General features: G+C 33.4%; 34 protein-coding genes and 4 tRNA genes. 9 read left to right on the plus strand and 29 right to left on the minus strand.

Annotated features, from left to right (window positions below):
* The first annotated feature begins 91 nt into the window (after window positions 1–91).
* Window positions 92–1,363, plus strand: coding sequence for an MFS transporter (locus FBF20_RS08575; RefSeq protein ID WP_002851183.1), 1,272 nt, complete (start codon window positions 92–94; stop codon window positions 1,361–1,363).
* A 27-nt stretch (window positions 1,364–1,390) separates the two neighbouring features.
* Here FBF20_RS08575 and secY read toward each other — a convergent pair whose 3' ends face one another.
* The 24 genes from secY to rsmA all read right to left on the minus strand — a co-directional run bounded on the left by secY (window position 1,391) and on the right by rsmA (window position 14,893).
* Complete coding sequence (gene secY, locus FBF20_RS08580; protein ID WP_002864789.1) at window positions 1,391–2,656, minus strand: preprotein translocase subunit SecY; 1,266 nt, start codon at window positions 2,654–2,656, stop codon at window positions 1,391–1,393.
* A complete protein-coding gene (gene rplO / locus FBF20_RS08585) occupies window positions 2,656–3,048 on the minus strand; it encodes a 50S ribosomal protein L15 (RefSeq protein ID WP_002851292.1) in 393 nt (130 codons plus the stop codon). The genes secY and rplO overlap by 1 nt, the downstream gene beginning before the upstream one ends.
* A gap of 4 nt (window positions 3,049–3,052) precedes the next feature.
* Window positions 3,053–3,496, minus strand: coding sequence for a 30S ribosomal protein S5 (gene rpsE / locus FBF20_RS08590; protein ID WP_002779428.1), 444 nt, complete (start codon window positions 3,494–3,496; stop codon window positions 3,053–3,055).
* An 11-nt stretch (window positions 3,497–3,507) separates the two neighbouring features.
* On the minus strand, window positions 3,508–3,864 hold the full coding sequence (rplR, locus tag FBF20_RS08595) for a 50S ribosomal protein L18 (protein ID WP_002785535.1): 357 nt from the start codon (window positions 3,862–3,864) through the stop codon (window positions 3,508–3,510).
* 9 nt (window positions 3,865–3,873) lie between these two features.
* Window positions 3,874–4,410 carry a 50S ribosomal protein L6 gene (rplF, locus tag FBF20_RS08600; protein WP_002851302.1) on the minus strand — a complete coding sequence of 179 codons (537 nt, stop codon included), beginning with the start codon at window positions 4,408–4,410 and terminating at the stop codon, window positions 3,874–3,876.
* A gap of 78 nt (window positions 4,411–4,488) precedes the next feature.
* Complete coding sequence (gene rpsH, locus FBF20_RS08605) at window positions 4,489–4,884, minus strand: 30S ribosomal protein S8 (protein ID WP_002851353.1); 396 nt, start codon at window positions 4,882–4,884, stop codon at window positions 4,489–4,491.
* A 9-nt stretch (window positions 4,885–4,893) separates the two neighbouring features.
* Window positions 4,894–5,079, minus strand: coding sequence for a type Z 30S ribosomal protein S14 (locus tag FBF20_RS08610; protein WP_002851478.1), 186 nt, complete (start codon window positions 5,077–5,079; stop codon window positions 4,894–4,896).
* Between the two features lies 1 nt (window position 5,080).
* On the minus strand, window positions 5,081–5,626 hold the full coding sequence (gene rplE / locus FBF20_RS08615; protein WP_002851453.1) for a 50S ribosomal protein L5: 546 nt from the start codon (window positions 5,624–5,626) through the stop codon (window positions 5,081–5,083).
* A gap of 3 nt (window positions 5,627–5,629) precedes the next feature.
* Window positions 5,630–5,863: a 50S ribosomal protein L24 gene (rplX, locus tag FBF20_RS08620; RefSeq protein WP_002779437.1), complete on the minus strand. Its 234-nt coding sequence runs from the start codon at window positions 5,861–5,863 to the stop codon at window positions 5,630–5,632.
* Window positions 5,863–6,231: a 50S ribosomal protein L14 gene (rplN, locus tag FBF20_RS08625; protein ID WP_002779438.1), complete on the minus strand. Its 369-nt coding sequence runs from the start codon at window positions 6,229–6,231 to the stop codon at window positions 5,863–5,865. The genes rplX and rplN overlap by 1 nt, the downstream gene beginning before the upstream one ends.
* Window positions 6,231–6,482: a 30S ribosomal protein S17 gene (rpsQ, locus tag FBF20_RS08630; protein ID WP_002851549.1), complete on the minus strand. Its 252-nt coding sequence runs from the start codon at window positions 6,480–6,482 to the stop codon at window positions 6,231–6,233. The genes rplN and rpsQ overlap by 1 nt, the downstream gene beginning before the upstream one ends.
* Window positions 6,483–6,491: 9 nt before the next feature.
* Entirely contained in the window at window positions 6,492–6,677 is a 186-nt protein-coding gene (rpmC, locus tag FBF20_RS08635) for a 50S ribosomal protein L29 (protein WP_002851566.1), read from the minus strand.
* Entirely contained in the window at window positions 6,664–7,089 is a 426-nt protein-coding gene (rplP, locus tag FBF20_RS08640) for a 50S ribosomal protein L16 (protein WP_002779441.1), read from the minus strand. The genes rpmC and rplP overlap by 14 nt, the downstream gene beginning before the upstream one ends.
* A 2-nt stretch (window positions 7,090–7,091) precedes the next feature.
* Window positions 7,092–7,793 carry a 30S ribosomal protein S3 gene (gene rpsC / locus FBF20_RS08645; protein ID WP_002851138.1) on the minus strand — a complete coding sequence of 234 codons (702 nt, stop codon included), beginning with the start codon at window positions 7,791–7,793 and terminating at the stop codon, window positions 7,092–7,094.
* Entirely contained in the window at window positions 7,793–8,218 is a 426-nt protein-coding gene (gene rplV / locus FBF20_RS08650; RefSeq protein WP_002851214.1) for a 50S ribosomal protein L22, read from the minus strand. Before rplV ends, rpsC begins: the two co-directional genes overlap by 1 nt.
* Window positions 8,219–8,228: 10 nt before the next feature.
* On the minus strand, window positions 8,229–8,510 hold the full coding sequence (gene rpsS / locus FBF20_RS08655; RefSeq protein WP_002851509.1) for a 30S ribosomal protein S19: 282 nt from the start codon (window positions 8,508–8,510) through the stop codon (window positions 8,229–8,231).
* Between the two features lies 1 nt (window position 8,511).
* On the minus strand, window positions 8,512–9,342 hold the full coding sequence (rplB, locus tag FBF20_RS08660; protein ID WP_002825501.1) for a 50S ribosomal protein L2: 831 nt from the start codon (window positions 9,340–9,342) through the stop codon (window positions 8,512–8,514).
* Between the two features lies 1 nt (window position 9,343).
* On the minus strand, window positions 9,344–9,625 hold the full coding sequence (locus FBF20_RS08665) for a 50S ribosomal protein L23 (protein ID WP_002878732.1): 282 nt from the start codon (window positions 9,623–9,625) through the stop codon (window positions 9,344–9,346).
* A gap of 2 nt (window positions 9,626–9,627) precedes the next feature.
* Window positions 9,628–10,242 (minus strand): 50S ribosomal protein L4, encoded by a 615-nt coding sequence (gene rplD / locus FBF20_RS08670; protein WP_002783544.1) that lies wholly within the window; start codon window positions 10,240–10,242, stop codon window positions 9,628–9,630.
* On the minus strand, window positions 10,239–10,814 hold the full coding sequence (rplC, locus tag FBF20_RS08675; protein WP_002779987.1) for a 50S ribosomal protein L3: 576 nt from the start codon (window positions 10,812–10,814) through the stop codon (window positions 10,239–10,241). Before rplC ends, rplD begins: the two co-directional genes overlap by 4 nt.
* Window positions 10,815–10,823: 9 nt before the next feature.
* Complete coding sequence (rpsJ, locus tag FBF20_RS08680) at window positions 10,824–11,135, minus strand: 30S ribosomal protein S10 (protein WP_002779353.1); 312 nt, start codon at window positions 11,133–11,135, stop codon at window positions 10,824–10,826.
* A gap of 197 nt (window positions 11,136–11,332) precedes the next feature.
* The gene (locus FBF20_RS08685; protein WP_002853086.1) at window positions 11,333–12,094 is read right to left on the minus strand and encodes a pseudouridine synthase; all 762 of its coding nucleotides are present in this window, start codon (window positions 12,092–12,094) and stop codon (window positions 11,333–11,335) included.
* Between the two features lie 35 nt (window positions 12,095–12,129).
* The gene (locus FBF20_RS08690) at window positions 12,130–14,124 is read right to left on the minus strand and encodes a ribonuclease J (RefSeq protein WP_002864793.1); all 1,995 of its coding nucleotides are present in this window, start codon (window positions 14,122–14,124) and stop codon (window positions 12,130–12,132) included.
* Window positions 14,093–14,893, minus strand: a complete 801-nt coding sequence (rsmA, locus tag FBF20_RS08695; protein WP_002853083.1) for a 16S rRNA (adenine(1518)-N(6)/adenine(1519)-N(6))-dimethyltransferase RsmA — start codon at window positions 14,891–14,893, stop codon at window positions 14,093–14,095. The genes FBF20_RS08690 and rsmA overlap by 32 nt, the downstream gene beginning before the upstream one ends.
* An 80-nt stretch (window positions 14,894–14,973) precedes the next feature.
* On the opposite strand from rsmA, the gene FBF20_RS08700 reads away from it, so the two are divergent.
* From FBF20_RS08700 to FBF20_RS08710, 3 genes are read left to right on the plus strand one after another with little or no spacing between them, the layout of a single operon-like run.
* Window positions 14,974–15,510: a purine-nucleoside phosphorylase gene (locus tag FBF20_RS08700; RefSeq protein WP_002853142.1), complete on the plus strand. Its 537-nt coding sequence runs from the start codon at window positions 14,974–14,976 to the stop codon at window positions 15,508–15,510.
* A gap of 22 nt (window positions 15,511–15,532) precedes the next feature.
* On the plus strand, window positions 15,533–16,603 hold the full coding sequence (rlmN, locus tag FBF20_RS08705; protein ID WP_002853156.1) for a 23S rRNA (adenine(2503)-C(2))-methyltransferase RlmN: 1,071 nt from the start codon (window positions 15,533–15,535) through the stop codon (window positions 16,601–16,603).
* Window positions 16,600–16,698, plus strand: a complete 99-nt coding sequence (locus FBF20_RS08710) for a hypothetical protein (RefSeq protein ID WP_032584024.1) — start codon at window positions 16,600–16,602, stop codon at window positions 16,696–16,698. Before rlmN ends, FBF20_RS08710 begins: the two co-directional genes overlap by 4 nt.
* A gap of 13 nt (window positions 16,699–16,711) precedes the next feature.
* On the opposite strand, the gene FBF20_RS08715 is transcribed toward FBF20_RS08710, so the two are convergent.
* Window positions 16,712–16,788, minus strand: a tRNA-Met gene (locus FBF20_RS08715).
* Window positions 16,789–16,923: 135 nt separating this feature from the next.
* Here FBF20_RS08715 and FBF20_RS08720 point away from each other — a divergent pair.
* From FBF20_RS08720 to FBF20_RS08735, 4 genes are all read left to right on the plus strand, one after another.
* Window positions 16,924–17,011: transfer RNA gene (locus FBF20_RS08720), tRNA-Ser, on the plus strand.
* Between the two features lie 46 nt (window positions 17,012–17,057).
* Window positions 17,058–17,133 (plus strand) — tRNA-Ala (locus FBF20_RS08725).
* Between the two features lie 3 nt (window positions 17,134–17,136).
* A tRNA-Val gene (locus FBF20_RS08730) sits at window positions 17,137–17,212 on the plus strand.
* Between the two features lie 27 nt (window positions 17,213–17,239).
* Complete coding sequence (locus tag FBF20_RS08735) at window positions 17,240–17,770, plus strand: GNAT family N-acetyltransferase (RefSeq protein WP_002878728.1); 531 nt, start codon at window positions 17,240–17,242, stop codon at window positions 17,768–17,770.
* Here the strand turns inward: FBF20_RS08735 and leuD are convergent.
* The 4 genes from leuD to leuA are packed head-to-tail and all read right to left on the minus strand — an operon-like array spanning window position 17,750 to window position 22,361.
* The gene (leuD, locus tag FBF20_RS08740) at window positions 17,750–18,352 is read right to left on the minus strand and encodes a 3-isopropylmalate dehydratase small subunit (protein WP_002853150.1); all 603 of its coding nucleotides are present in this window, start codon (window positions 18,350–18,352) and stop codon (window positions 17,750–17,752) included. The two genes, FBF20_RS08735 and leuD, sit on opposite strands and share 21 nt — an antisense overlap.
* A 1-nt stretch (window position 18,353) precedes the next feature.
* Entirely contained in the window at window positions 18,354–19,766 is a 1,413-nt protein-coding gene (leuC, locus tag FBF20_RS08745) for a 3-isopropylmalate dehydratase large subunit (RefSeq protein WP_072227287.1), read from the minus strand.
* The gene (gene leuB / locus FBF20_RS08750; RefSeq protein ID WP_145699603.1) at window positions 19,753–20,829 is read right to left on the minus strand and encodes a 3-isopropylmalate dehydrogenase; all 1,077 of its coding nucleotides are present in this window, start codon (window positions 20,827–20,829) and stop codon (window positions 19,753–19,755) included. The genes leuC and leuB overlap by 14 nt, the downstream gene beginning before the upstream one ends.
* Window positions 20,826–22,361, minus strand: coding sequence for a 2-isopropylmalate synthase (gene leuA, locus FBF20_RS08755; protein ID WP_002867508.1), 1,536 nt, complete (start codon window positions 22,359–22,361; stop codon window positions 20,826–20,828). The genes leuB and leuA overlap by 4 nt, the downstream gene beginning before the upstream one ends.
* Window positions 22,362–22,680: 319 nt before the next feature.
* Between leuA and FBF20_RS08760 the strand changes: the two genes are divergently transcribed.
* Window positions 22,681–23,310: a hypothetical protein gene (locus FBF20_RS08760; protein ID WP_002853105.1), complete on the plus strand. Its 630-nt coding sequence runs from the start codon at window positions 22,681–22,683 to the stop codon at window positions 23,308–23,310.
* Window positions 23,311–23,337 lie beyond the last annotated feature (27 nt).

A 23,337-nucleotide genomic window follows, 5' to 3' on the forward strand; every position in this document is an offset into this window, starting at 1 on the left:
ATCATAACAAAATAAATAAAATATAATTTTAAGTAATTTTAAATACAAACCATAATTTTTGGAGTATAATAAAATAAAAAAGGTAAAAATTATGAATGACAAAACTTATAAATTTCATCCAAATGACACAAAAATGGATAAAAAAATAATTCAAATTACTGAAAAGTCCGGATTTAAAGCAGCTGTGTTTTCTATGGCTGCTATGACTATGCTAGGAAGTGTGGTCATTTCATCTGCTCTGCCTGCTATCAACAGACATTTTGAAGAACTTTTAACCCAAAGTGGCGCTACTCTTGCTTCAAGTTTCACATTAGCTCATCTTGATATACTTGTTCGCTTAGTTTTAACCATCCCTGCTATTTTTGTTGTCATTTTATCTCCATTTGCTGGTATTTTAATGGATAAATTTGGCAAATTAAAATTCATTCTTCCAGCTATGGTGGTTTGGACTCTTTCTGGGATAAGTGGCTTTTTCTTAAATGATATTTATGCTATACTGACTTCAAGAGCTATTTTTGGTATGGCAACTGCTTTTATAATGACAGGCGCTTCGGCTTTGCTTGGGGATTATTATAGTCGTGGTGGCTTTAATCGCAGAGAAAATGCTTTAAGTCTTCAAGGATTTTTTTGTGCAGTAGGGGGTGCTGTTTTTATTTCTATTGCGGGATTTGTTTCAAGTTATTCTTGGCGTTATCCTTTTTTGGTATATGGACTTGGAATTTTAATTACCTTAATGGCTATCATTTATCTTTTTGAACCTAGAAAATTTAAATTCTATAATCATACAAAAATAGAAACAAAAACAAATTATTGGCAATTTTTCCCTATCTATTTTATAGGTTTTTTTATCATGGTAGTTTATTATATTTCGCCAACTCAACTTCCTTACTATATAGAAGAACATTTGGGATTGGATCCTAAATATATAGGTATTTCGATGTCTGTATCTGCACTATGTTATGGTTTTTTCTCTCTAAGCTATAGATATATTATAAAATTCTTAAGTATTAAAACTATTTATGTTTTAACTCTTTTTATCGTATCTTGTTCTTTTTTGCTGCTTTTTTTAGTAGATAGCTTTTTCACAGTTTTAATCGCCTTAGCTTTGCTTGGAATGGGTGGAGGTATTATGCTTGTAAATAATACGGCTTATCTTTTTTCAATCTGTCCTGAAAATGCTCGCTCTAGGGCTTATGGAATTTTAGCAAGTTGTATATTTTTAGGACAATTTTTAAGTCCTATTATCTCTCAACCTATCGTTAGACAAATGGGTCTTGTAGATGCTTTTTTAATATGGTCAATAGTAATTTTTATAGTGTGCATTGTGTTTTTATTTTTAAAGCAAAAACCTAGAATAAATTAGCAAGAAAAATCTTGCTAATTTTATTTATTACAAACCTACCGCACTTAAAGTTTGGTATTTACTCATATAAATTTGAGCTTCAATTTTTCTCATCGTATCAAGTGCTACTTGAACTACAATAAGTACAGAAGTGCCGCCAAAATGAAAAGGCACACCCATAAATTTCACCAAAACCCAAGGTAAGGTTGCAACAAGCCCTAAATAAATAGAACCTGATAAAGTTAAACGAGAAGCCACTTCGTTAAGATAACTTGAAGTTCCTTCACCTGGACGAATTCCAGGGATAAAACCGCCTTGTTTTTTCAAATTTTCTGCTATGTCTTTAGCGTTAAATACGATAGAAGCATAAAAATAAGCAAAGAAAATTACAAACAAGAAAGTTAGAACATGAAACAAATAACCATTTGGATTTAAAAAGTCATTAATGGCTTGTAGATAAGGATTTGTACTAGTTTGTAAAATTGTTGTTGGAAACATCAAAATCGCACTAGCAAAAATCGGTGGAATAACCCCACTAAGATTGAGTTTAATAGGAATATAATTCATAATGCGTTTGTTTTGATTTTGCATTACAACTTTACGAGAATAAGAAATAGGAATTCTTCTTTCTCCAAGTTCTATATAAATAATCACCCCTATGGTGATTAAAATCAAAGCAAAAATTGCAAAAGCGGTTAAGAAATTCATCTCGCCTGAATTGATTTGTCCTACAGTTCCTGAAATCGCTCTTGGAATACCTGAAACAATACCTGCAAAAATGATTAAAGAAATACCATTTCCTATACCTCTTTGTGTGATTTGTTCGCCAAGCCACATTAAAAGCATAGTTCCAGCAAGCATAGAAATAGCACAAAGTGCGATAAACATATTTAAATCTTCCACCATTATAGCCCCTGCACCACCACGACCGTGCAAGCTTTGCAAACCTATAGCAACGCCTATACTTTGAACCAAAGTAATCACAATAGTCGCATAACGGATAATTTGCATATATTTTTGCATACTATCACGCTCTTTTTTCATCTTACCAATATTTGGAAAAGTTGCTGCAAGAAGCTCCATAATAATAGAAGCAGTAATATAAGGCATAATACCTAAAGAAATGATAGAAAAGCGTTCAGCCGCTCCACCACTAAAAACATTAAATAAACCCAAAGCATTGTTTTGATTGTTATTAAAAAATTCCGCAATCACATCAGCATTGACGCCAGGAACTGGCACATAAGCCAGAACCCTATAAGCAAATAAAAATGCTAAGGTGATTAAAATCTTATTCGTCAATGCTCTATTCATTATTTTGATCCGGTGACGCTAATATTCTCGTCTTTGATTTTTGATACTAAGTCTTTTGCACTTGCACCAATTAATTTGATTTTATTCACAGATTTTGAAATTTTGTGAACACTTTTAATGCTCTCAAATGTAATTTCACTAAGCTCTTTTACAGCTGTGATTTTTTCAACATTGATCACATAAGGTTTTTGAATTTTAGAAGTAAAACCTACTTTTGGTAGTCTTCTTTGAAGTGGTTGTTGACCCCCTTCAAAACCTCTTTTTTCATTATAACCTTTTCTAGCAGTTTGACCTTTACCCCCTTTAGTAGCAGTCTTACCCATGCCAGAACCTTGACCACGGCCAATTCTTTTAGTTTTATGCGTTGAACCCGCTGCTTTTGTTAAATTCATCTTCTTATCCTTTTAACATTGTTAAAGCTTTGATTGTAGCACGAACCACATTAGCTGAATTATTTGAACCCAAAGACTTGGTTAAGATGTCTTTAATACCTGCAAGTTCCACGATAGGGCGTGTAGAACCACCTGCGATAACTCCTGTACCTTCGCTAGCTGGTTTAAGTAAAATTCTACTTGCGTTGTATTTCACCTCTACATCGTGAGCGATAGTTGAGCCTTTAGTTTTAACTTCAACGATATTTTTAAACGCATCGTCAACAGCTTTACGGATGGCATCTGGAACTTCCTTAGCCTTACCATAACCAACACCTACCAAACCTTTGCGGTTTCCAACGATAACTAAAGCAGTAAATCTAAATCTTCTACCACCTTTAACAACCTTAGTAACTCTGCCGATATCGACGATTACTTCTTCAAATTCTTCTCTATTATATTTTTCCATCGATTTACCCCTTATAGCCTAATGCCATTTTCTCTTAAAGATTCAGCCAATGCTGCGATAACACCATGATATACATAACCATTTCTATCAAAAACAGCTTGTTCTATCTTTTTAGCTTTTAAAGTTTTAGCAAATTCAGCAGCGATTTTTTTAGCACCTTCTTTATTTGCTTTAACGCCAAGTTTGCGTCCATCAACTGCTGCTAAAGTTACAGCTTTTACATCATCAATCGCTTGGATATATAGAGTTCTGTTTGATTTAAATACAGAAATTCTTGGAAAATTTTCACAACCTGAAATTTTCGCTCTAATTCTTTTTTTTCTTTTGATTCTTAAAGTTAGTTTTCTTTTTAATACATTTGCTCTCATATTCTACCCTTACTTCTTAGATGTCTTACCAGCTTTGCGGATAATGCGTTCATCAGAATACTTAACGCCTTTTCCTTTATATGGCTCTGGCGGTCTAAATTCACGAATTTGAGCAGCAACTTGACCTACAACTTGTTTATCACTTCCTTTAACTGCAATAGTATTTTTATCCACTACAATTTCAATTCCTTCTGGAATATCATAATTAATAGGATGAGAAAAACCAAGGCTTAGTTCTAAAACTTTACCTTTTAAAGCTGCCTTATAACCAACTCCATTGATTTCAAGAGTTTTTGAAAAACCTTGAGTTAAACCTACAACGATATTGTAAGCTAAAGCTCTGTAAGTTCCCCAATAAGCTCTACTTTGTCTGTCTTCACCTTTTGGAGAAAAAAGAATATTATTATCTTTAATCTCAACATTTACATTTGCTTTAGTATCAAGTTCTTTTGCCAAATTTCCTTTTTTAAATTTAAGCAAATTTCCTTCTAATTTTACTTCTACTCCTGCTGGAATAGCAATCGGTTGTTTACCTATACGAGACATATTTTTCCTTTTTATTTGTCTAGGATATTTCTACTTTTTTAAAAGAATGGATACCCAATGCCATAAAAAGCAGATTTTTTACCAAATGGTACATAAAATTTCGCCGCCAACACCTGCTTTATAAGCTTCATCATTAGCTAAAACACCATGACTTGTGCTAACTACGATAGTACCATAACCATTTTTAAAACGCTTGATTTCATCTTTACCTTTATAAACACGACGACCAGGCTTAGAAATTCTTTTAAGCTCATTGATAACACTCTTACCTTTTTCATCGTATTTTAAAACTACATTGATAAATTTCTTTTTATCTTCTTCAATAACATTAAAACTCTCAATATAGCCTTTAGCTTGAAAAATTCCAACTAAAGCTTCTACAACTTTAGAATGTAAAAGCTTGGTTGTTTCAAGCTTTCTCATTCCTGCATTTCTGATACGAGTGAGTGAATCTGAAATAATATCATTTATCATATTTTATCCTTACCAACTTGCTTTCTTAAGACCTGGAATCAAACCTTCATTGCCCATTTTTCTTAAGCAAACTCTGCAAATTCCAAAATCTCTATAAACCGAATGCGGACGCCCACAAATTTGGCATCTTGTATAAGCTCTAACCTTAAATTTAGGCTTGCGTGCCGCTTTTGCAATCATTGATTTTTTAGCCATCTTACTTTCCTTTTGTAAATGGCACACCGATAAGTTCTAATAACTTTTGTGCCTGTTTGTCATTTTGTGCTGTTGTAACTATAGAAATGTTCATACCATGAGTTCTTAAAATTTTATCATACTCCACTTCTGGGAACATCAACTGCTCATCAAGACCGAAGTTATAGTTTCCGCGTCCATCAAAACCATCTCTACTTAAACCTCTAAAGTCTTTCACCCTTGGCAAAGCAATAGAAATTAATTTATCAAGAAAAGCATACATATTTTCTTTTCTTAAAGTTACCATTACGCCTACAGGAAAACCTTCGCGAACTTTAAATCCTGCAACTGATTTTTTAGCTTTAGTAATCACAGCCTTTTGTCCTGCAATTAAAGAAATAGTATCTGCAACATTTTGCAATACTTTTTGATCTTTAGCCAACTCACCAGCACCTACGCTGATAACTACTTTTTCGATCACAGGGATAAGCATAGGATTTTTAATATCAAATTCTTTAACCAATGCAGGTTTAATGCTTTGATTATATTTTTCTTTTAATCTCATCATCGCTTACTCCTGAACTTTTGCCACATTGGAAATATCCATTGGCATTTCTTTATTGATAAAACCACCATTTGGGTTTTTCTCACTCGGCTTAATAGCTTTTTTAGCGATTTTACATCCTTCAACTACCACTTTAAGTGTTTTTGGATATACCGCTAAAACTTTACCTGTTTTACCTTTATCATCGCCTGTGATAACCTTAACGCTATCACCTTTTTTGATTTTTAATTTAACCGCCATTATAATACCTCCGGTGCTAGTGAAACGATTTTCATAAAGCCACCATATCTAACTTCTCTGCCCACTGGCCCAAAGATACGAGTTCCGATAGGCTCTCTTTTGTTGTCAAGAATAACCGCAGCATTTTCATCAAAACGAATCAAAGAACCATTATCTCTATGAATTTCTTTTTTAGTTCTAACGATAACCGCTTTTACCACTTGACCTTTTTTAACTTTTCCATTTGGTAAAGCTTTTTTAACAGATGCAACGATTACATCACCTACGGTAGCGTATCTTCTTTTGCTACCCCCTAAAACCTTGATACACATTAATTCTTTTGCACCGCTATTATCAGCAACTGCAAGTCTTGTAAAACTTTGAATCATTACTCAACTCCTGTAGCTAATACAGATTTTAAGCGAAATGATTTTCTTTTTGAAAGTGGTCTGCATTCTACTGCAACAACAGTATCACCCACTTTAACTTCATTTCTCTCATCATGAATTAGATATTTTTTAAAGCGTTTAACAATTTTTCTATATCTTGGATGAACCACTTTTCTTTCAACCAAAACACTTGCGGTTTTTTCACCAGCGATTTTAACAACAACGCCTTGAATTTCTCTTTTAAATGCCATTTTCTATCCTTATCTTAAAGCGTTAATTGCTGTATTTATTCTAGCAATGTCTTTTTTTACTTGGCTAATCTCTTTTGGATTAGTAAGTTGCATTGTTTTTAGCTTTTGTTTTAAAGTGAATAAAAGCACCTTTTTTTCTTTTAGCATTGTTGCAAGCTCAGCTGCTGTTTTATCTTTAATCTCAGTATATTTCATTTTGGCTCTCTCTTGTAACAAACTTAGTTTTAAATGGAAGTTTATGCATAGCTAAAGTCAATGCTTCTCTTGCCATTTCTTCGCTTACTCCTGCCATTTCATAAATGATACGACCTGGCTTGATATTCATTACCCATTCCTCAACAGCACCTTTACCTTTACCCATACGAGTTTCTAAAGGTTTTTTTGTCAAAGGCTTATCTGGAAAAACTCTAATCCAAGTTTTTCCTTGTCTTTTAACAAAACGAGTTAAAGCGATACGCGCTGCTTCGATTTGGCGTGAGTTAATGCGTCCTGCTTCAGTTGCTTTTAATGCAAATTCACCAAAAGTAAATTCTGTTCCACGATTAGCATAACCTCTGTTACGCCCTTTCATCATTTTGCGATATTTAGTTCTTTTTGGCATTAACATGATTATTTACCCCTTCTTGTGCGTCTTGGCTTTTTAGCTGGAGCACTTTCTTCAGTTTTTTCAGGTTGCATACCTTTGTGCAATACTTCACCTTTAAAGATCCATACTTTAACTCCTATGTTTCCATAAGTAGTTCTAGCTTCTGCAAAACCATAATCGATTTTTGCTCTTAAAGTATGAAGTGGAACGCGTCCTTCAAGATACCATTCTGTTCTTGCCATTTCAGCACCGCCTAAACGACCGGAAACTGAAACTTTAATTCCTTTAGCACCTGCTTTTTGCGCACCTTGGATTACTTTTTTCATTGCTCTTCTAAAAGCAATTCTTTTTTCAAGTTGAGTTGCAACACTTTCAGCAGCAAGTTGAGCTGAAGCTCCTGCTTTTCTTTCTTCTTTGATATTGATATTTACATCTTTACCGATTAAATCTTGCAATTCTTTTCTTAAATTATCAACATCACTACCTTTTTTACCGATGATGATACCTGGTCTTGCAGCAACTACAGTAACGCGAAGTTTTTTAGCAGTTCTTTCTACTAAAATTTGGCTAATTCCTGCGTAATAAAGTTTTCTTTTTAAGAAAGCTCTGATTTTGTAATCTTCACCGATATTTTCTACTAAATTTGCTTTAGTTGGAAACCATCTTGATTCCCAGTTTCTATTGATTCCTAGTCTTAGACCAATTGGATTAACTTTTTGTCCCATTAGCTTTCCTTTTTCACTGTTGCTTTTTTAGTGCTTGTTGTTTTTTTAGCTGGAGCTTTTGTTGTAGTAGTTTTTTTAGCTACTGTTTTTTTCTCTTCAGATTTCACTTCCGCTTTTGCCACTTCTACTAAAATATGTGAAGTTGGTTTTCTAATACGACTTGCACTTCCTCTAGCTCTTGGTCTAAATCTTTTTAATACCGCAGCTGCGTCAACACGACAACTTTTTACAATCACTTCGTTTGCTTCAAAGCCACCATTTGCTACTGCGCTTGAAATTGCGTTTGCAATGTATTTTGCACCTTTATTTGGCATAAATTTTAAACTAGCCATAGCTAATTCTGCATTCATCCCCTGAACTTCTCTAGCAATCAATCTTGCTTTAGTTGGAGATAATCTTATGAATTTAATTAATGCTTTACTCATATCTTATCCCTTACTTACCAATTTTCTTTTGCACAGAGCCTTTATGCCCTTTAAATGTGCGTGTTGGAGCAAATTCACCAAGTTTATAACCGATGTGATTTTCAGTAATATAAACCGGAATGAAGCTTTTGCCATTATGAACATTAAATGTAAGTCCTATCATATCAGGAGTAATTGTGCTTCTTCTTGACCAAGTTTTAATTGGTTTATTATCATTAGCCTTTTTAGCAGCGATGACTTTTTTCATTACATGATCATCAACAAAAGGACCTTTTTTTAGTGATCTAGCCATCTTACTTTCCTTTTCTTCTTGAAATTATTAGCTTATCGCTAGCCTTTTTACGACGAGTTTTCGCACCTTTGGTTGGTTTACCCCACGGAGTTACTGGATGACGGCCTGAATTTTTCTTACCTTCACCTCCACCGTGCGGGTGATCTACTGGGTTCATTGCAGAACCACGAGTTTGCGGGCGGATACCTCTATGGCGATTTCTACCTGCTTTACCGATAGTTACATTAGCCCATTCTTCATTTCCAACTTCGCCGATACTTGCCATACATTCAGCTAAAACTTGTCTCATTTCGCCACTTGCAAGTCTTAAAATAACATATTTTTCTTCTTTACCCATAAGTTGTGCATAAGCACCCGCAGAACGAATCATTTGACCGCCTTTACCTGGTTTTAACTCAACATTATGAACAATAGTACCCACAGGAATGTTTTTAAGTTTCATTGCATTACCTGGTTTAATATCAAGTCCGCTTTCAGCAGCTGCAACGATATCACCAACGCTTAATCCACGTGGTTGAAGAATATATCTTTTTTCCCCATCTTTATAAGCAATCAAAGCAATTCTACAATTTCTGTATGGATCATACTCGATTGCTTCTACTTTGCCTTCTATACCGAATTTACGACGTTTAAAATCAATAATTCTGTAAAGTTTTTTAGCACCCGCTTCTTTATGACGACTTGTAATTCTTCCATAGCTGTTACGACCCGCGTGTGCTGGAAGTTTAACAAGTAGTGAGCGTACACTTGGTTTAGCTGTAATATCTTCAGAACTTAAACCTGTGATATATCTTCTACTTGGAGTATATGGTTTATAAGTTTTAATTGCCATCTTAAGCCTCCGTATTTTCTAAGCTAACACCTTCAGGTAGCTTAACATAGAATTTTTTGTAATTGTTTCTTTGACCTAAACGACCTCTAAAACGCTTAATTTTTCCATCCATTCTTAAGGAATTGATGCTTTTTGGAGTTACACCAAAATACTCTTTTAAAACCACTTTTAAGCCTGTTTTAGTCATTTTTGGCGAAGTTTGAATAACTACGACACCTTGCTCTTGCAAATTCAAACTTTTTTCTGTGTAAAGTATAGTCTTTATATCAGTAATATCTGCCATAATTATCCCTCTTTTGTAATAGATTCTAACGCTGATTTTTCCATAATAACAGCATTAAATACAGACACTAAATAAGCATTTACTTCAGTTACATCAACTACATAGCAATTTGCTAAATTTCTGTAAGCTAAAAGTGTTTTTTCATCTAGTAAATCTTTAACGATTAAAGCATCTTTGACGCCAAGTTTTTTAATCACAGCGTTTGCATCTTTTGTTTTACCACTTTCAATAGCCAAAGAATCAGCAGTAAATAACACACCTTTAGCTGCTTTATCTGCTAAAGCTCTTTCAAGCGCCAATCTTTTTTGTTTTTTATTTACTTTTTGGAAGTAGTTTCTTTCATTTGTTGGACCAAAAGCAACCGCACCGCCTACCCAAACGTTAGTTCTTGTTGAACCCGCTCTAGCACCGCCACGACCTTTTTGTCTCCAAGGTTTTTTACCACCACCACTTACATCACTTCTACCTTTAGTATGAGCTGTATTTGCTCTTAAACTTGCAAGGTAAGATTTTACATACAAGTAAAGATTGTGTGGATTTACTTCCGCATATTTTGAAGGTAAATCAAGTTCACCTGCTTTTTCTAATTTATCATTTAAAACAACTACTTTACTCATTTTGCAATCCTTATTTTACCCATAGCACCATTATAACCTGGTACTGCACCTTTAACTACTAAAATTTTATTTTCAGCATCATAAGATACAACTTCGTTTTTAACGGTCACTTTAGTATTTCCATAGTGTCCTGCCATTTTCATACCTGGTTGAACACGACCTGGCCATTCTCTATTACCAATAGATCCATGGCGTCTGTGAAATCTAGAACCGTGACTTGCTGGACCCCCTGCGAAGTTATGTCTCTTCATAACACCGCTATAACCTCTACCTTTAGTGTTAAAGCTTACTTTTAAAATTTTTGCTTCATTTAATGGAGTTTCATCTAAATCTCCTGCTTCAGTATTTGCTACTTCTAAAGTCGCAAATCTATTGTATTCTGCAGAAAGATTGTATTTTTTTTGTTGTCCTGCGACACATTTATTACTTGCTTTACCTTTTGGATATGCTACTAAAGCCTTTCCGCCTTCAACTTCACATACTTTTGCATTTACAACTCTTAGTAAAGTTACAGCGATACTTGGATTAGTAATTGTTCTGCTCATTCCAATTTTTTCTACAATATATTCCATATCTTATCCTTACTTACCCATAGCTCTTACTTCAACGCTTACTTCTGGCGCTAAATCAAGCTTAGTTAAAGAATCAACTGTATCTGGAGTCGCTGCTACTATATCTAGCATACGCGCGTGAATTCTTATTTCAAACTGCTCACGAGAATCTTTGTTAATGTGTGGAGATTTTAAAACTGTATAGCGTTTGATTTTAGTAGGCATTGGTATCGGACCTCTGATATCCGCACCTGTTCTTTTAACAGCTTCTACGATTGCTGCAACTGTTCTGTCTAGTACTCGATGGTCATAAGCTTTTAGCTTAAGCCTAATTCTTTCCATAATATTTCCTTTAAAAAGAACTCGTTAGTTAAAAACTAACCAATTTATAAAAATTGAAATGAGAGTATATAAAATCTTGTTTTCAAAGTCAAGGAATTTGATGAAATTTTTCTATTATTTTCCTTTTAAAAAGGATAAAAATAGAATTTTTAGAATTTAAAAATTATCATTATTTTTTAAATTTTTATATATAATGGTCAATATCTTATTTCATTAAATTTTAAAAAATCTCTTAATTTTTCATATTCGCCATTTTCTAAATAACGATGTTTTCCCGCCTTCAACATACCAAGATCTAAAGCCCCAAAAGCAACACGCTTAAGATCCATGACTTCAAGATCAAAATGTCCAAAAAAGCGTCTAAGCTCTCTATTTTTACCTTCATTTATAACCACTCTAAGCTTAGTATAACCTCCACTTGATCCAAAAATTTCAAAGTCTATAAAAGGAGCAAAACTCATAGAGGTAATTTTAGTTTTTGCATGTGCGCCTTTTTTTTCGTTTTTAATCTCAAGTCCATTTTGCATCGCTTCAATGACTTGTTTGCTCACCGTACCTTTAACTTTAAGGTAGTATTCTCTTTCTAAATCGCTATGCATTAAAGCATCGGCAATCACAGGAGAATCTGTAAGCAAAAGCAAGCCCTCGCTTGCATAATCTAGTCTGCCTACACTAAGCCAAGTACTAAATTGTCTTGGCAAGGTATCATATATAGTTTTTCTTCCACGATCGTCTTTTTTACTGACAATTTCGCCTTTTTGTTTATGGTAGATTATCACGCTAAATTGCGTTCTTTTTTGCACTCTTTTACCTTTAACAAAGACTTTATCATCAAATTTAACTTCATCGCTTAAAAGGGCAATTTTGTTGTTTATTTTTACTAAGCCTTGTTTGATAAGTTCATCGGCTTCACGGCGTGAATAGCGGGTGTTATGGGATATAAATTTATTAATTCTCATTTGATCTTCCTTAAAAAGGGCGTTTTTGCCCTTTTTTACATTACAAAAATAGTTGGAACTATGGTTGGGTATTTTTTAATCTTTCTAAAGATGTGTTTTCTTAAAACTTGGCGGATTTGATTTTCTAAAAATCTTGGATCATTGAGTACTTCATCTTTAACATTGATGAAAAATTGTCCTAAAACTTCAGCCATATCTTTGCTAAAAGCATGATCGTGTTTGTCAGCTACTAGCCCATAGCTAAATACTCTTGGTTTGTTGATCAGTGTTTTTGTAGCTTTGTCAATTTGTGCGATAATAACTACTATACCACTATCTGCAAGTTTTTGGCGATCTATAACTACATCATCGGCGATTTGTTTGTTGATTTGATTATCTACAAAAACTTTACCTGTTTTTACGGTTTTTATGCGTTTGACATATTTTTGGCAAAGTTCTACTTGATCGCCATCACTCATAAGATAAATATTTCTTTCAGGGATACCGCACTTCATCGCTGTTTCTTTGTGTTTGGTGATGTGATTGTATTCTCCATGAACTGGTAGGAAAAATTTAGGCTTAGTAAGGGTTAGCATAAGCTTTTGCTCTTCTATACTAGCGTGTCCGCTTACATGAATTTCACTAAATTCTTGATACGCTACTTTAGCTCCTGCTTTTAAAAGATAGTCAAGCACCGCAGAAACACTTGCTTCATTTCCTGGTATGGCTTTAGCTGAAATAATCACTTGATCTGTAGGTTTGATTTTTATAAATTTATGCTCATCAGTTGCCATTCTATAAAGCGCACTCATGGTTTCGCCTTGACTTCCTGTAGTTACGATAAGCACTTCATTGTCTTTATATTTGCTTACTTCATCAGCATCGATGAAAATTTTTCTATCAAGTTTGATGTAGCCTAATTCCATAGTGGTATAAAGATTTCTTTCCATAGAACGACCGATCACACAAACTTTTCTACCGTATTTTAAACCATAAGTGATAGCTTGATAAACGCGGTGGATATTAGAACTAAAAGTACTCATGATCACCCTGCCTTTGGTACGTGCAAAGATTTGATCAAAAGTTGGCCCTACGGAGCTTTCACTTTTTGTATAACCTTCTTTGTACGAATTTGTACTATCGCTTAAAAGACATAAAACCCCTTCTTCTCCATAATGTGCCAAACGTCCTAAGTCTGTTGGATAGCCATCGATTGGAGTTTGATCAATTTTAAAATCACCTGTGTGGATAATCGTTCCTGCTTTTGTTTTGATCGCAAGCGCTGAAGCATCAATGATAGAATGCGTGATGTGGATCCACTCTATATCAAATTCGCCTATCTCATAAACACGGCGTTTTTCTACAGGGCGAAACCATTTGCGTTCTGCTTTTAAGCCATGTTCTTCAAATTTGTTTGAAATCATTCCTAAAGCCAAAGGTGTAGCGTAGATAGGAAATTGGAATTCTTTAAAGAAATAAGGCACTGCACCGATATGATCTTCGTGTGCATGAGTGATCACTATACCACGAATTTTATCTTTAATTTTTCTTACATAGTCAAAATCAGGGATGATAATATCTACCCCATGCATAGTTCCATCAGGAAAACTCATACCTATATCTACTATAATTGCATCTTTATTGGTTTCAAAAACACTGATATTTCCACCAATTTCTCCTAAACCTCCTAAAGGAGTGATGCGGATTTTATGCTCGCTAGAATTATTATATTTTAAAGGGTGTAAGCGGTTTTCATGTGAAATACGGTTAGCTTCTATGCATTCTGCAAGAGCGATTTGCCAATCTTCATTACCTGTGAGTTTTGAAGGAAGATTGCGATTTTTCTTCTTTTTTTTCTCAGTTTTATTTTCTGAGTTTTCAGAATTTTCCTTGTTGGAATTTTGATCAATTTTTGGAGTATCATTTTCATTTTGCAAAGAATCAGCTAATTTTTTTCTACGATTTTTATATTTATAGCGTTTATTGTTTTTTGAATTTGAGTTCGGATTTTGTTCGTTTTTATTTATCTCTTTGTTTTCGTCCATATTCATCCTTTAATTTGTCATAAATTTTAAGGTATAAATCAACGCAAATTTCATGTGGTCTGATGTTTTCTTTTAAGCCAAGAGTGCTTAAAACTTCTAAAACTTTTGCTTTATATGTTTTTAAATTTCCTAAGAGTTGTTTTCTAGGAGCTTTAAAACAATCTTTTAGAAAATTTTTGAAATTTTCTATTTCGCAAAGTTCATCAAAATCCTTAGTTTTAATCAAACTCATCACCGCTGACATAACTTTTGGTGGAGGATTAAAACATTGTGGATCAACATCAAAAAGTATTTTTCTTTCGCAAATCATTGCACTTAAAACACCTAAGGAAGAAAACTCACTATTTCCTTCTTTAGCGCAGAATTTTTCAGCCATTTCCCTTTGTGCCATTACAATAAGCCCTAGACAATTTTTATCTTCTAAAGCTTTTAATATAATGTGACTTGCAACATAATAAGGCAAATTTGCAACCAAAAAATATGGTTTTTCATCAAGACTAGGATTAAAAGCTTCGCTTGCGTCTTGATGGATCAAGTTAAATTTTCCACATTCAAGTTCTTTTTGAAATTTCTTTTTTAAAATAGGTATGAGATCATTATCGATTTCATAAGCTTTTACTTGAGAAATTTTTAAAAGTTCTTGCGTTAAATCACCTAAGCCAGGCCCAATCTCAATGATATTGTTCATCTCTTTGGGTATGGCTTGGATGATTTTTGCTAATACGCTTTTATCGATTAAAAAATTTTGTCCGTATTGTTTTTTTGCTTTAACCATAAGAAATAATTTTATCTAAAAATTCTTAATTAAGTCTTTTTAGGTAGAATTATTTTTTGTAAAATTTCATAAGGATCAAAATGATTATTTGTGCGGGTGGAAATGAAAATTTTTCTTTTGCAAAAGCTATAGGCATAGGTTTGGTTGAATCAGCTTTTCATTTGAGTCAACTTTGCTTCAAAGAAAAACCATCAAAACTTATATTTATAGGAACTTGTGGGCTTTATGATAAGGGAGAGATTTTAGAAATTTATAGAAGTTCGCACGCTTTTAATGTAGAATTTTCTAAAATTTCACATGCATTTTATACTCCTGCAAAATATGAAATTTGCTTAGAAAAAGAAAATGTTTCTCGTGAAACAATAAAAATCAATTCTTCAAATTATATTTGTCAAAATTCAAAAGCGGCAAAAGAATTTTCAAAATTAGGTTTTTTTGCAGAAAATATGGAAGCCTTTTCTGTTTTGAGCGTAGCTAAAAATTTAAATATTGATGCAGAGTGTATTTTGTGTGCAACAAATTTTTGTAATGAAAACGCTCACGAAGATTTTATAAAAAATCATCAAAAGGCAAAAGAAAACTTAGAAGAATACTTAAAAAAATATCATTATATTTAAAAATTCAAAAAGGAAAATAATTTTGAAAGAGCTTGTTAATATTTTAGATTTTTTACCTGAAGAATTAGGAGAAAAAATCAAACCGATGTTTCGCGTGAAACAAATTTATCAATGGATTTATCAAAAATATGCCAATAATTTTTCCGATATGTCAAGTTTGCCAAAAGATTTGCGTTTAGAACTTGCGCAAAATTTTCATTTTTCTCCTGTAAAATGCGTTAAAAATGAGCAAAGTAAAGATGGAAGTATAAAATATCTTTTTGAACTTATCGATGGTTTAAGGGTAGAAAGTGTGCTTTTGCCTATGAAAGAAGAAAAAATAGACGCAGAAGGCAAAAGAATTTCTCATGCGAGATATACTATCTGTGTTTCTTCTCAAGTAGGTTGTAAAAGTGGATGTAGTTTTTGTCTTACTGCCAAGGGTGGTTTGAAAAGAAATTTAAGTGCAGGTGAGATAGTCGGACAAATTTTATGGATCAAAAAACAAAACAATATCCCTTATGAACGCCGTGTAAATATAGTATATATGGGTATGGGCGAGCCTTTGGATAATCTTAAAAATGTTTCTAAAGCGGTAAAAATTTTAGCGCAAAATGAGGGACTTGCTATAAGTCCTCGCCGTCAAACCATCAGTACTAGCGGTTTGGCAAAACAAATCAAAGAATTAGGTCAAATGAATTTAGGTGTTTTACTTGCTATATCATTGCATGCGGTTAATGATGAGCTTCGAACCGAACTTATGCCTATCAATAAAGCTTATAATATCGCTGCGATTATGGATGCGGTGCGTGAATTTCCTATAGATCAAAGAAAAAGAGTGATGTTTGAATATCTTTTAATTGATGGTATCAATGATAAGCTTGAACACGCTAAAGAATTAGTCAAGCTTTTAAATGGCATTAAAGCCAAAGTGAATTTAATACTCTTTAATCCACATGAAGGAAGTTTATATAAACGCCCTAGTTTAGAAAATGCGATTAAATTCCAAGATTTACTAAGTAATAAAGGTGTAACTTGTACTATAAGAGAAAGTAAAGGACTTGATATCTCAGCTGCTTGTGGACAGCTTAAAGAAAGGGCAAAAGAACAATGATGATGTTAGATATTTTCGAAATCATTTTTATAACAACTGTTGTAATTATAGGTTTTGGTGGAATTGTTTTTGTAGTAACAAAAGAAAAAAAATAATTATTACATTTAATGGTGTCAAGGGGGAGACTTGAACTCCCGACCTCCGGCTTATGAGACCAGCGCTCTAACCAGCTGAGCTACCCTGACTAAAAATAAAAATATAATTATACTACTTTTTACTAAAAATTTTCTGATTTTTAAAAAAAATAATTTTATTTTCAATATTTAAAAAATTTCTTTATTTTTAAAGCTTTTATAGATATAATGAACGCTTTATTTCATAGACAGGTGTCCGAGCGGTTGAAGGAGCACGCCTGGAACGCGTGTAAAGTGCAAGCTTTCGAGGGTTCGAATCCCTTCCTGTCTGCCATCAAATAAACTTTAAGGCAAACTAAGTTATAATACAAACTTCATTTGGGGCATTAGCTCAGCTGGGAGAGCACAACGCTGGCAGCGTTGGGGTCAGCGGTTCGAACCCGCTATGCTCCACCATATGGTTCCGTAGCTCAGCTGGTAGAGCACTACCTTGACATGGTAGTGGCCGTTGGTTCAAGTCCAATCGGAGCCACCATCACCCTTCCTTATACAAAGGATTATCATGCAAAACACTATCATACAAAAAGCCGTCAATAAAGATTTAAATTCTATACTTGAAATCACAAAAGATGCTTTAAATGCTATGAAAACTATGAATTTTCACCAATGGGATGAGAATTATCCAAATGAAATAGTTTTTCAAGAAGATATACAAGCACAAGAACTTTATGTGTTTAAAGAAAATGATGAAATTTTAGGCTTTATCTGTATCAATGAAAAATTTAAACCTGAATTTTACAAACAAGTTATTTTTAACAAAAATTATGATGATAAAGCCTTTTATCTACACCGTTTAGCTGTCAAACAAAAGGCAAAAGGCAAAGGCGTGGCACAAAAACTTTTAAATTTTTGCGAAAATTTTGCCTTGGAAAATCACAAGGCAAGTTTAAGAGCAGATACTCATAGTAAAAATTTTCCTATGAATTCGCTTTTTAAAAAGCTTGATTTTAATTTTTGTGGAAACTTTGACATACCTAATTACCAAGATCCTTTTTTAGCTTATGAAAAAATTCTAAACCAAAAAGCTTTTTGAGTTTTTTTCATAGGCTTTGATTTGTGCTTCATGTTTTAAAGTTAAAGCTATATTATCAAGCCCTTCCAAAAGACAAATTCTGTGAAAATCATCTAAATCAAAAGAAAAAATCTTATCTTTAAAAAATACTCTTTTTTCCAACAAAGAAATTTCTATATTTTTATCTTGGGATTTTTTTAACTCATCAACTATTTCCAAAACCTCATCTTTAGCAAGTTCTATAGTGAGCAAACCGTTTCCTAAGGCATTGTTTTTAAAAATATCCGCAAAAGAAGGTGCAATAATAGCTCTAATACCATAATCAACCAAAGCCCAAGGCGCATGCTCTCTTGAAGAGCCACTACCAAAATTTTCAAAACTCACCAAAATAGAGCTATTTTGATATTCTTTTTTATTGAGATTAAAATCCATATTTAAAACACTTTCTTTATCATCTAAATAACGCAAATCATGGAACAAATGCTTGCCAAAACCTTGCTTAGACACTGCAAGTAAAAATTGCTTAGGTATAATTTGATCTGTGTCTATATTGGCATATTCTAAAGGACAAGCTATACCTTTGTGTATAATAAATTTTTGCATATTAAACTCCTAAATACTTTCTATTATCACAAATAACACCTTCTATGGCACAAGCTGCTGCACTTGCAGGACTCATCAAATGAGTGATAGAACCTTTACCTTGTCTGCCTACAAAGTTACGATTTGAAGTTGAAGCAACTCTTTGACCTGAATTTGCTTTGTCATCATTCATACCAAGACACATAGAACACCCTGCATATCTCCACTCACACCCTGCCTCGATAAAAATCTTATCAAGTCCTAAATTTTCAGCTTCTTTTCTTACTTGCATTGAACCAGGCACGATTAAAGCTTTAACATTTTTATGAATTTTGCGCCCTTTTAAGATATCAGCAGCTATTTTAAGATCTTCTAAACGCCCATTTGTGCAAGATCCTATAAATACAATGTCGATTTTTACCCCTTCTATAACTTGATCTTGCTCTAAATTTACATAATATAAAGCATCAAGCAAAGATTTTTGCTCGCTTTGATTTTTAAAATCACTTATTTTTGGAATTTTTTCATCTATGCCAATCACTTGCGAAGGATTTGTTCCATAGCTAATTTGTGGTTTTATCTTGCTTACATCTAGAGTAATACTCGCATCATATTTTGCTCCTTCATCGCTTCTTAAACTCTTCCAATACTCACAATACTTTTGAAATTCTTCTCCTTTAGGTGCAAATTCCTTTCCCTTAATATACTCAAAAGTGATCTCATCAGGAGCTATCATACCTACTTTCGCTCCAAATTCTATAGCCATATTACAAAGAGTCATTCTAGCTTCCATGCTTAGATTTCTTATAAGTTCTCCGCAAAATTCTATAGCATAGCCTGTGCCTTTTGCTGTGCCGTATTGTGCGATCAAATACAAAATCAAATCCTTAGTATAAACGCCTTTTTGAAACTGCCCTTTACATTCGATTTTCATAGTTTTAAGTTTGGCTTGTTTTAAAGTTTGCGTTGCCATGACATGCTCTACTTCACTCGTGCCTATACCAAAGGCTAAAGCTCCAAAAGCCCCATGTGTTGCCGTATGAGAATCCCCACAAACTAAAGTAACCCCAGGTAAAGTAAAGCCAAGCTCAGGACCTACTATATGAACTATGCCTTGATTTTTATCTCCAAGTCCTAAAAGCCTTACTCCAAATTCCTTAGTATTTTGCATCAAAGTTGTAATTTGCTCTTTTGCCATATCAGAACAAGCATTTAAATCCACACTTTTAGTTGAAACATCATGATCTATGGTAGCCAAAGTTAAATCCGCTCTTGCCATTCTACGCTTAGCCATTTTAAGCCCTGAAAATGCTTGAGGGCTTGTTACTTCATGGATTAAATGTCTATCGATATAAAGTATAGGAAGTTCGTTTTTGCCTTCATAAACCACATGAGCATCAAAGACTTTCTCATATAAAGTTTTAGCCATTATTATTCTCCTTTAAAATTTCTAAAATACAATCCCCCATTTCATCGGTATTTAAATACGACTTAGCATTTAAATCCTTAGTCATTTTTCCTTGTGCCAATGCCAAAGATATAGCATTTTCTATATCCTGTGCGGCTTGTTCTTCTTTGAAACTATACTTTAACATCAAAGCCGCACTTAAAATTTGAGCTATGGGATTAGCTATATTTAAATGAGCTATATCAGGCGCACTTCCACCTGCTGGCTCATAAAGTCCAAAACCTTTATCGTTTAAACTTGCTGAACTTAACAAACCCAAAGATCCATTAATGGCAGCTAACTCATCACTCAAAATATCACCAAAAAGATTTGAACAAAGCATAACATCAAAAATGCTAGGATTTTTTACAATCTGCATCGCAGCATTATCCACATACATATACTCTAAGTTTATATCTTGATAATCTTTTACAACATTTGCCACCACTTCTCGCCACAAAATAGAACTTGCTAAAACATTCGCCTTGTCGATTAAATGCACTTTTTTCTTTCTTATTCTTGCACTTTCAAAAGCGATATGAGCTATCCTTTCTATCTCTTTTTTAGTGTAAATTTCAGTATCATACGCACTTTCTTTACCTAAATCTTGCTTACCAAAATAAATCCCACCTGTAAGCTCTCTAACACATAAAATATCCACTCCTTTTTGGATAATCTCATTTTTTAAAGGTGAAGCATGAGTTAAACTTTCATAAATTTTACAAGGACGCAAATTTGCAAACAAATTAAAATGCTTTCTTAAAGGCAAAAGCGAGGCTCTTTCAGGTCTTTGATCTATGGGCAAATTATCCCACTTAGGCCCACCCACAGAGCCAAATAAAATCGCATCACTTTGCTCACAAAGCTTTAAAGTTTCATCACTTAAAGCCACTCCATAAGCATCTATACTTGCACCGCCTATTTTAGCTTCATTAAATTCAAAACTAAAATTGTATTTTTGTGCGATAAAAGTTAAAATTTTTAAAGCTTCTTTCATCACCAAAGGCCCTATGCCATCTCCTGCTAAAACAGCTACTTTATAAGTTTTCATGCCATTTTCCTTTCTTCTACTTTTAAAGAGCGATAAATCGCATTGTAAGCACTCGCAAAAGCTTGTGCTGAAGCTTCTATAACATCTGTTGAAAGTCCTTTTCCATGGAATTTTCTCCCTTTAAATTCCAAATCCACATCCACTTGCCCTTGAGCATCTACTCCTGAACTTTTTGCATTGATACTATAAGCTTTTAACACAGGCTTTAAATTCGTTATCCTAGCAATGCAGTTAAAAACTGCTTCAACAGGACCATTTCCTGTGCAAGCTTCAGTTTTTAGCTCTTCTTTGATACGCATACAAACACAAGCGGTTGGGATATTGCCACTAATCACGCTTAATTTTTCAATCACAAATTCATTTTCTTCTTCATTTTCATAGCTTAAAAACATCAAAGCTTCCAAATCATAATCATATACTTGACCCTTTTTATCCGCAAGGCGTAAAAAACGCTCATAAACATCATCTAAATTATAAGTATTTTCATCATAGCCTAAATTTTCAAGGCAAGTTTTTATCATAGCCCTTCCACTTCTTGCCGTCATTAACATACGATTGTCATGAATTCCTATGGCACTAGGGCTTATGATCTCGTAAGTTTGCCTATTTTTAAGCACTCCATCTTGATGAATGCCTGAACTATGAGAAAACGCATTGCTACCCACTATAGCTTTATGCGAAGGTATGCTTTCATTAGTGATAGCTGAAACTAATTTTGAAGTTTTAAAGATATTTTCACATTTAATATCAGTATAAAAACCTTTTAAATAATCTTTCCTAGTTTTTATCGCCATAACCACTTCTTCTAAAGCACAATTGCCCGCCCTTTCGCCAAGTCCATTTATAGTGCACTCTATCTGTCTTGCACCTTGTAAAATAGCACTTAAGCTATTGCCCGTTGCCATACCTAAGTCATTGTGACAATGCACAGAAATGATAGCTTTGTCTATATTTGGCACTTTGTTAAATAAAATTTTGATGATATTAGCAAATTCACTTGGCAAGGTATAGCCTACTGTATCTGGGATATTTATAGTTTTAGCGCCTGCTTTTATCGCATTTTCCACCATAAAACAAAGATTATCTATCGGAGTTCTTCCTGCATCTTCGCATGAGAATTCTACATCATCAGTATAAGATCTTGCTCTTATAATCGCTCTTTTTGCCATAGACAAAATTTCATCAAAATCTTTTTTTAATTTATCTTGCATATGCAAAGTCGAAGTGGCTATAAAAGTATGAATTCTAAAATGCTTTGCCACTTTTAAAGCTTCATAAGCCATATCTATATCTTTATCCAATGCTCTAGAAAGTGCACAAATAGTTGAGTTTTTCACCTTAGAAGCGATCTTTTGCACCGCTTTAAAATCCCCTTGTGAAGATACCGGAAAACCTGCTTCTATAACGTCTACGCCTAAATTTTCAAGCGCTAAAGCGATTTGTAATTTTTGATTGATACCCAAAGAACTGCCTAAAGCTTGTTCTCCATCACGCAAAGTGGTATCAAAGATTATGATTTTATTATCTTTCATGATTTAATCCTTTAAAACCAAACAGACTGAATGAATTAAAAATTCAAAAACTTAACAACAATGATAAAAAATTAAAAATGTAAAAAATGATTAAAAATAAAATTGAGTTTTAGAGTGAGAGTTGCAGTAGCAGATTAAAAGTATTGTCTTTACTTTTTTGTTGGACTGAATTTGAAATTTCAAAAATTTGTTTCATCTTTTCCTCCTTTGTTAAAATTAATACTTAATGTATCATATTTTTAGTAAATGTGTTTGTAAAATTCTTAAATTAAGAAAATTATTGATATAATTGTAATTTTAAGTAACAAAAAGGAAGTTGATGTTAAAAGAACTCTTAGAGATTAAAAAAGAAATGGAACCTGTTATCCACGAAGCCAATGTGAAATTAAATGTCCTAGCTCGTGAAGTCATAGTCCGAAAAAAAGAATACGAAATTTATGGGCCTATGGTAGATCGTGTTTATCTTGATAATGCCATTTATGTTAAAGTTATGTCAAGTGGACGCGATGTAAAAACAGACAATGTGACTATAAAAAATGGTTTTTATATGGTTTTTGTTGCCCCTGAAAAAGAAAGTACAAAAGATATCAAAAATAAACTCAAAGTAGCTTATGAAGGACTTGATAACAAATTTATCGCTACACTTATACGATCTTGCCAACGCTTTAAAGAGATCATAAACAAAACCCAAGCTACACTTGCTAAAGCTTCTAAAATGAATGTGGTAGTAAAAACGAATTTAGGTGAAGCAAGTGCTGCTCTAAAATTTAACATCACTATAGAATATACTAAAGAGAATCAAAAACTCACTCGTGAAAATTCAAAATCAGCAGGAAGTTTCAGAGATACTAAAACTTATATCAATCTTGTAGTAGAAAAAAATACAGATTCTCAAATTTGTGAAAAACTACTTGATGATGTTGAAAAATACTTTATCGGTGGAGGTTGATTTCATTAATGCAAGTTATAAAAACTT

Origin of the sequence: Campylobacter sp. CFSAN093259 (assembly GCF_012889985.1) — a bacterium.
Taxonomy (GTDB): domain Bacteria; phylum Campylobacterota; class Campylobacteria; order Campylobacterales; family Campylobacteraceae; genus Campylobacter_D; species Campylobacter_D jejuni.

Coding starts and splice junctions, on each gene's coding strand:
- FBF20_RS08575 (WP_002851183.1), top strand. CDS start 92: ATGAATGACAAAACTTATAAATTTCATCCAAATGACACAAAAATGGAT.
- secY (WP_002864789.1), bottom strand. CDS start 2,656: ATGAATAGAGCATTGACGAATAAGATTTTAATCACCTTAGCATTTTTA.
- rplO (WP_002851292.1), bottom strand. CDS start 3,048: ATGAATTTAACAAAAGCAGCGGGTTCAACGCATAAAACTAAAAGAATT.
- rpsE (WP_002779428.1), bottom strand. CDS start 3,496: ATGGAAAAATATAATAGAGAAGAATTTGAAGAAGTAATCGTCGATATC.
- rplR (WP_002785535.1), bottom strand. CDS start 3,864: ATGAGAGCAAATGTATTAAAAAGAAAACTAACTTTAAGAATCAAAAGA.
- rplF (WP_002851302.1), bottom strand. CDS start 4,410: ATGTCTCGTATAGGTAAACAACCGATTGCTATTCCAGCAGGAGTAGAA.
- rpsH (WP_002851353.1), bottom strand. CDS start 4,884: ATGATAAATGATATTATTTCAGATTCACTCACTCGTATCAGAAATGCA.
- FBF20_RS08610 (WP_002851478.1), bottom strand. CDS start 5,079: ATGGCTAAAAAATCAATGATTGCAAAAGCGGCACGCAAGCCTAAATTT.
- rplE (WP_002851453.1), bottom strand. CDS start 5,626: ATGATGAGATTAAAAGAAAAATATAATCAAAGCATTAAACCTGCATTG.
- rplX (WP_002779437.1), bottom strand. CDS start 5,863: ATGGCGGTTAAATTAAAAATCAAAAAAGGTGATAGCGTTAAGGTTATC.
- rplN (WP_002779438.1), bottom strand. CDS start 6,231: ATGATTCAAAGTTTTACAAGACTTGCAGTTGCTGATAATAGCGGTGCA.
- rpsQ (WP_002851549.1), bottom strand. CDS start 6,482: ATGGCATTTAAAAGAGAAATTCAAGGCGTTGTTGTTAAAATCGCTGGT.
- rpmC (WP_002851566.1), bottom strand. CDS start 6,677: ATGAAATATACTGAGATTAAAGATAAAACAGCAGCTGAGCTTGCAACA.
- rplP (WP_002779441.1), bottom strand. CDS start 7,089: ATGTTAATGCCAAAAAGAACTAAATATCGCAAAATGATGAAAGGGCGT.
- rpsC (WP_002851138.1), bottom strand. CDS start 7,793: ATGGGACAAAAAGTTAATCCAATTGGTCTAAGACTAGGAATCAATAGA.
- rplV (WP_002851214.1), bottom strand. CDS start 8,218: ATGAGTAAAGCATTAATTAAATTCATAAGATTATCTCCAACTAAAGCA.
- rpsS (WP_002851509.1), bottom strand. CDS start 8,510: ATGGCTAGATCACTAAAAAAAGGTCCTTTTGTTGATGATCATGTAATG.
- rplB (WP_002825501.1), bottom strand. CDS start 9,342: ATGGCAATTAAAACTTATAAACCATATACTCCAAGTAGAAGATATATC.
- FBF20_RS08665 (WP_002878732.1), bottom strand. CDS start 9,625: ATGGCAGATATTACTGATATAAAGACTATACTTTACACAGAAAAAAGT.
- rplD (WP_002783544.1), bottom strand. CDS start 10,242: ATGAGTAAAGTAGTTGTTTTAAATGATAAATTAGAAAAAGCAGGTGAA.
- rplC (WP_002779987.1), bottom strand. CDS start 10,814: ATGGAATATATTGTAGAAAAAATTGGAATGAGCAGAACAATTACTAAT.
- rpsJ (WP_002779353.1), bottom strand. CDS start 11,135: ATGGAAAGAATTAGGCTTAAGCTAAAAGCTTATGACCATCGAGTACTA.
- FBF20_RS08685 (WP_002853086.1), bottom strand. CDS start 12,094: ATGAGAATTAATAAATTTATATCCCATAACACCCGCTATTCACGCCGT.
- FBF20_RS08690 (WP_002864793.1), bottom strand. CDS start 14,124: ATGAATATGGACGAAAACAAAGAGATAAATAAAAACGAACAAAATCCG.
- rsmA (WP_002853083.1), bottom strand. CDS start 14,893: ATGGTTAAAGCAAAAAAACAATACGGACAAAATTTTTTAATCGATAAA.
- FBF20_RS08700 (WP_002853142.1), top strand. CDS start 14,974: ATGATTATTTGTGCGGGTGGAAATGAAAATTTTTCTTTTGCAAAAGCT.
- FBF20_RS08710 (WP_032584024.1), top strand. CDS start 16,600: ATGATGATGTTAGATATTTTCGAAATCATTTTTATAACAACTGTTGTA.
- FBF20_RS08735 (WP_002878728.1), top strand. CDS start 17,240: ATGCAAAACACTATCATACAAAAAGCCGTCAATAAAGATTTAAATTCT.
- leuD (WP_002853150.1), bottom strand. CDS start 18,352: ATGCAAAAATTTATTATACACAAAGGTATAGCTTGTCCTTTAGAATAT.
- leuB (WP_145699603.1), bottom strand. CDS start 20,829: ATGAAAACTTATAAAGTAGCTGTTTTAGCAGGAGATGGCATAGGGCCT.
- leuA (WP_002867508.1), bottom strand. CDS start 22,361: ATGAAAGATAATAAAATCATAATCTTTGATACCACTTTGCGTGATGGA.
- FBF20_RS08760 (WP_002853105.1), top strand. CDS start 22,681: ATGTTAAAAGAACTCTTAGAGATTAAAAAAGAAATGGAACCTGTTATC.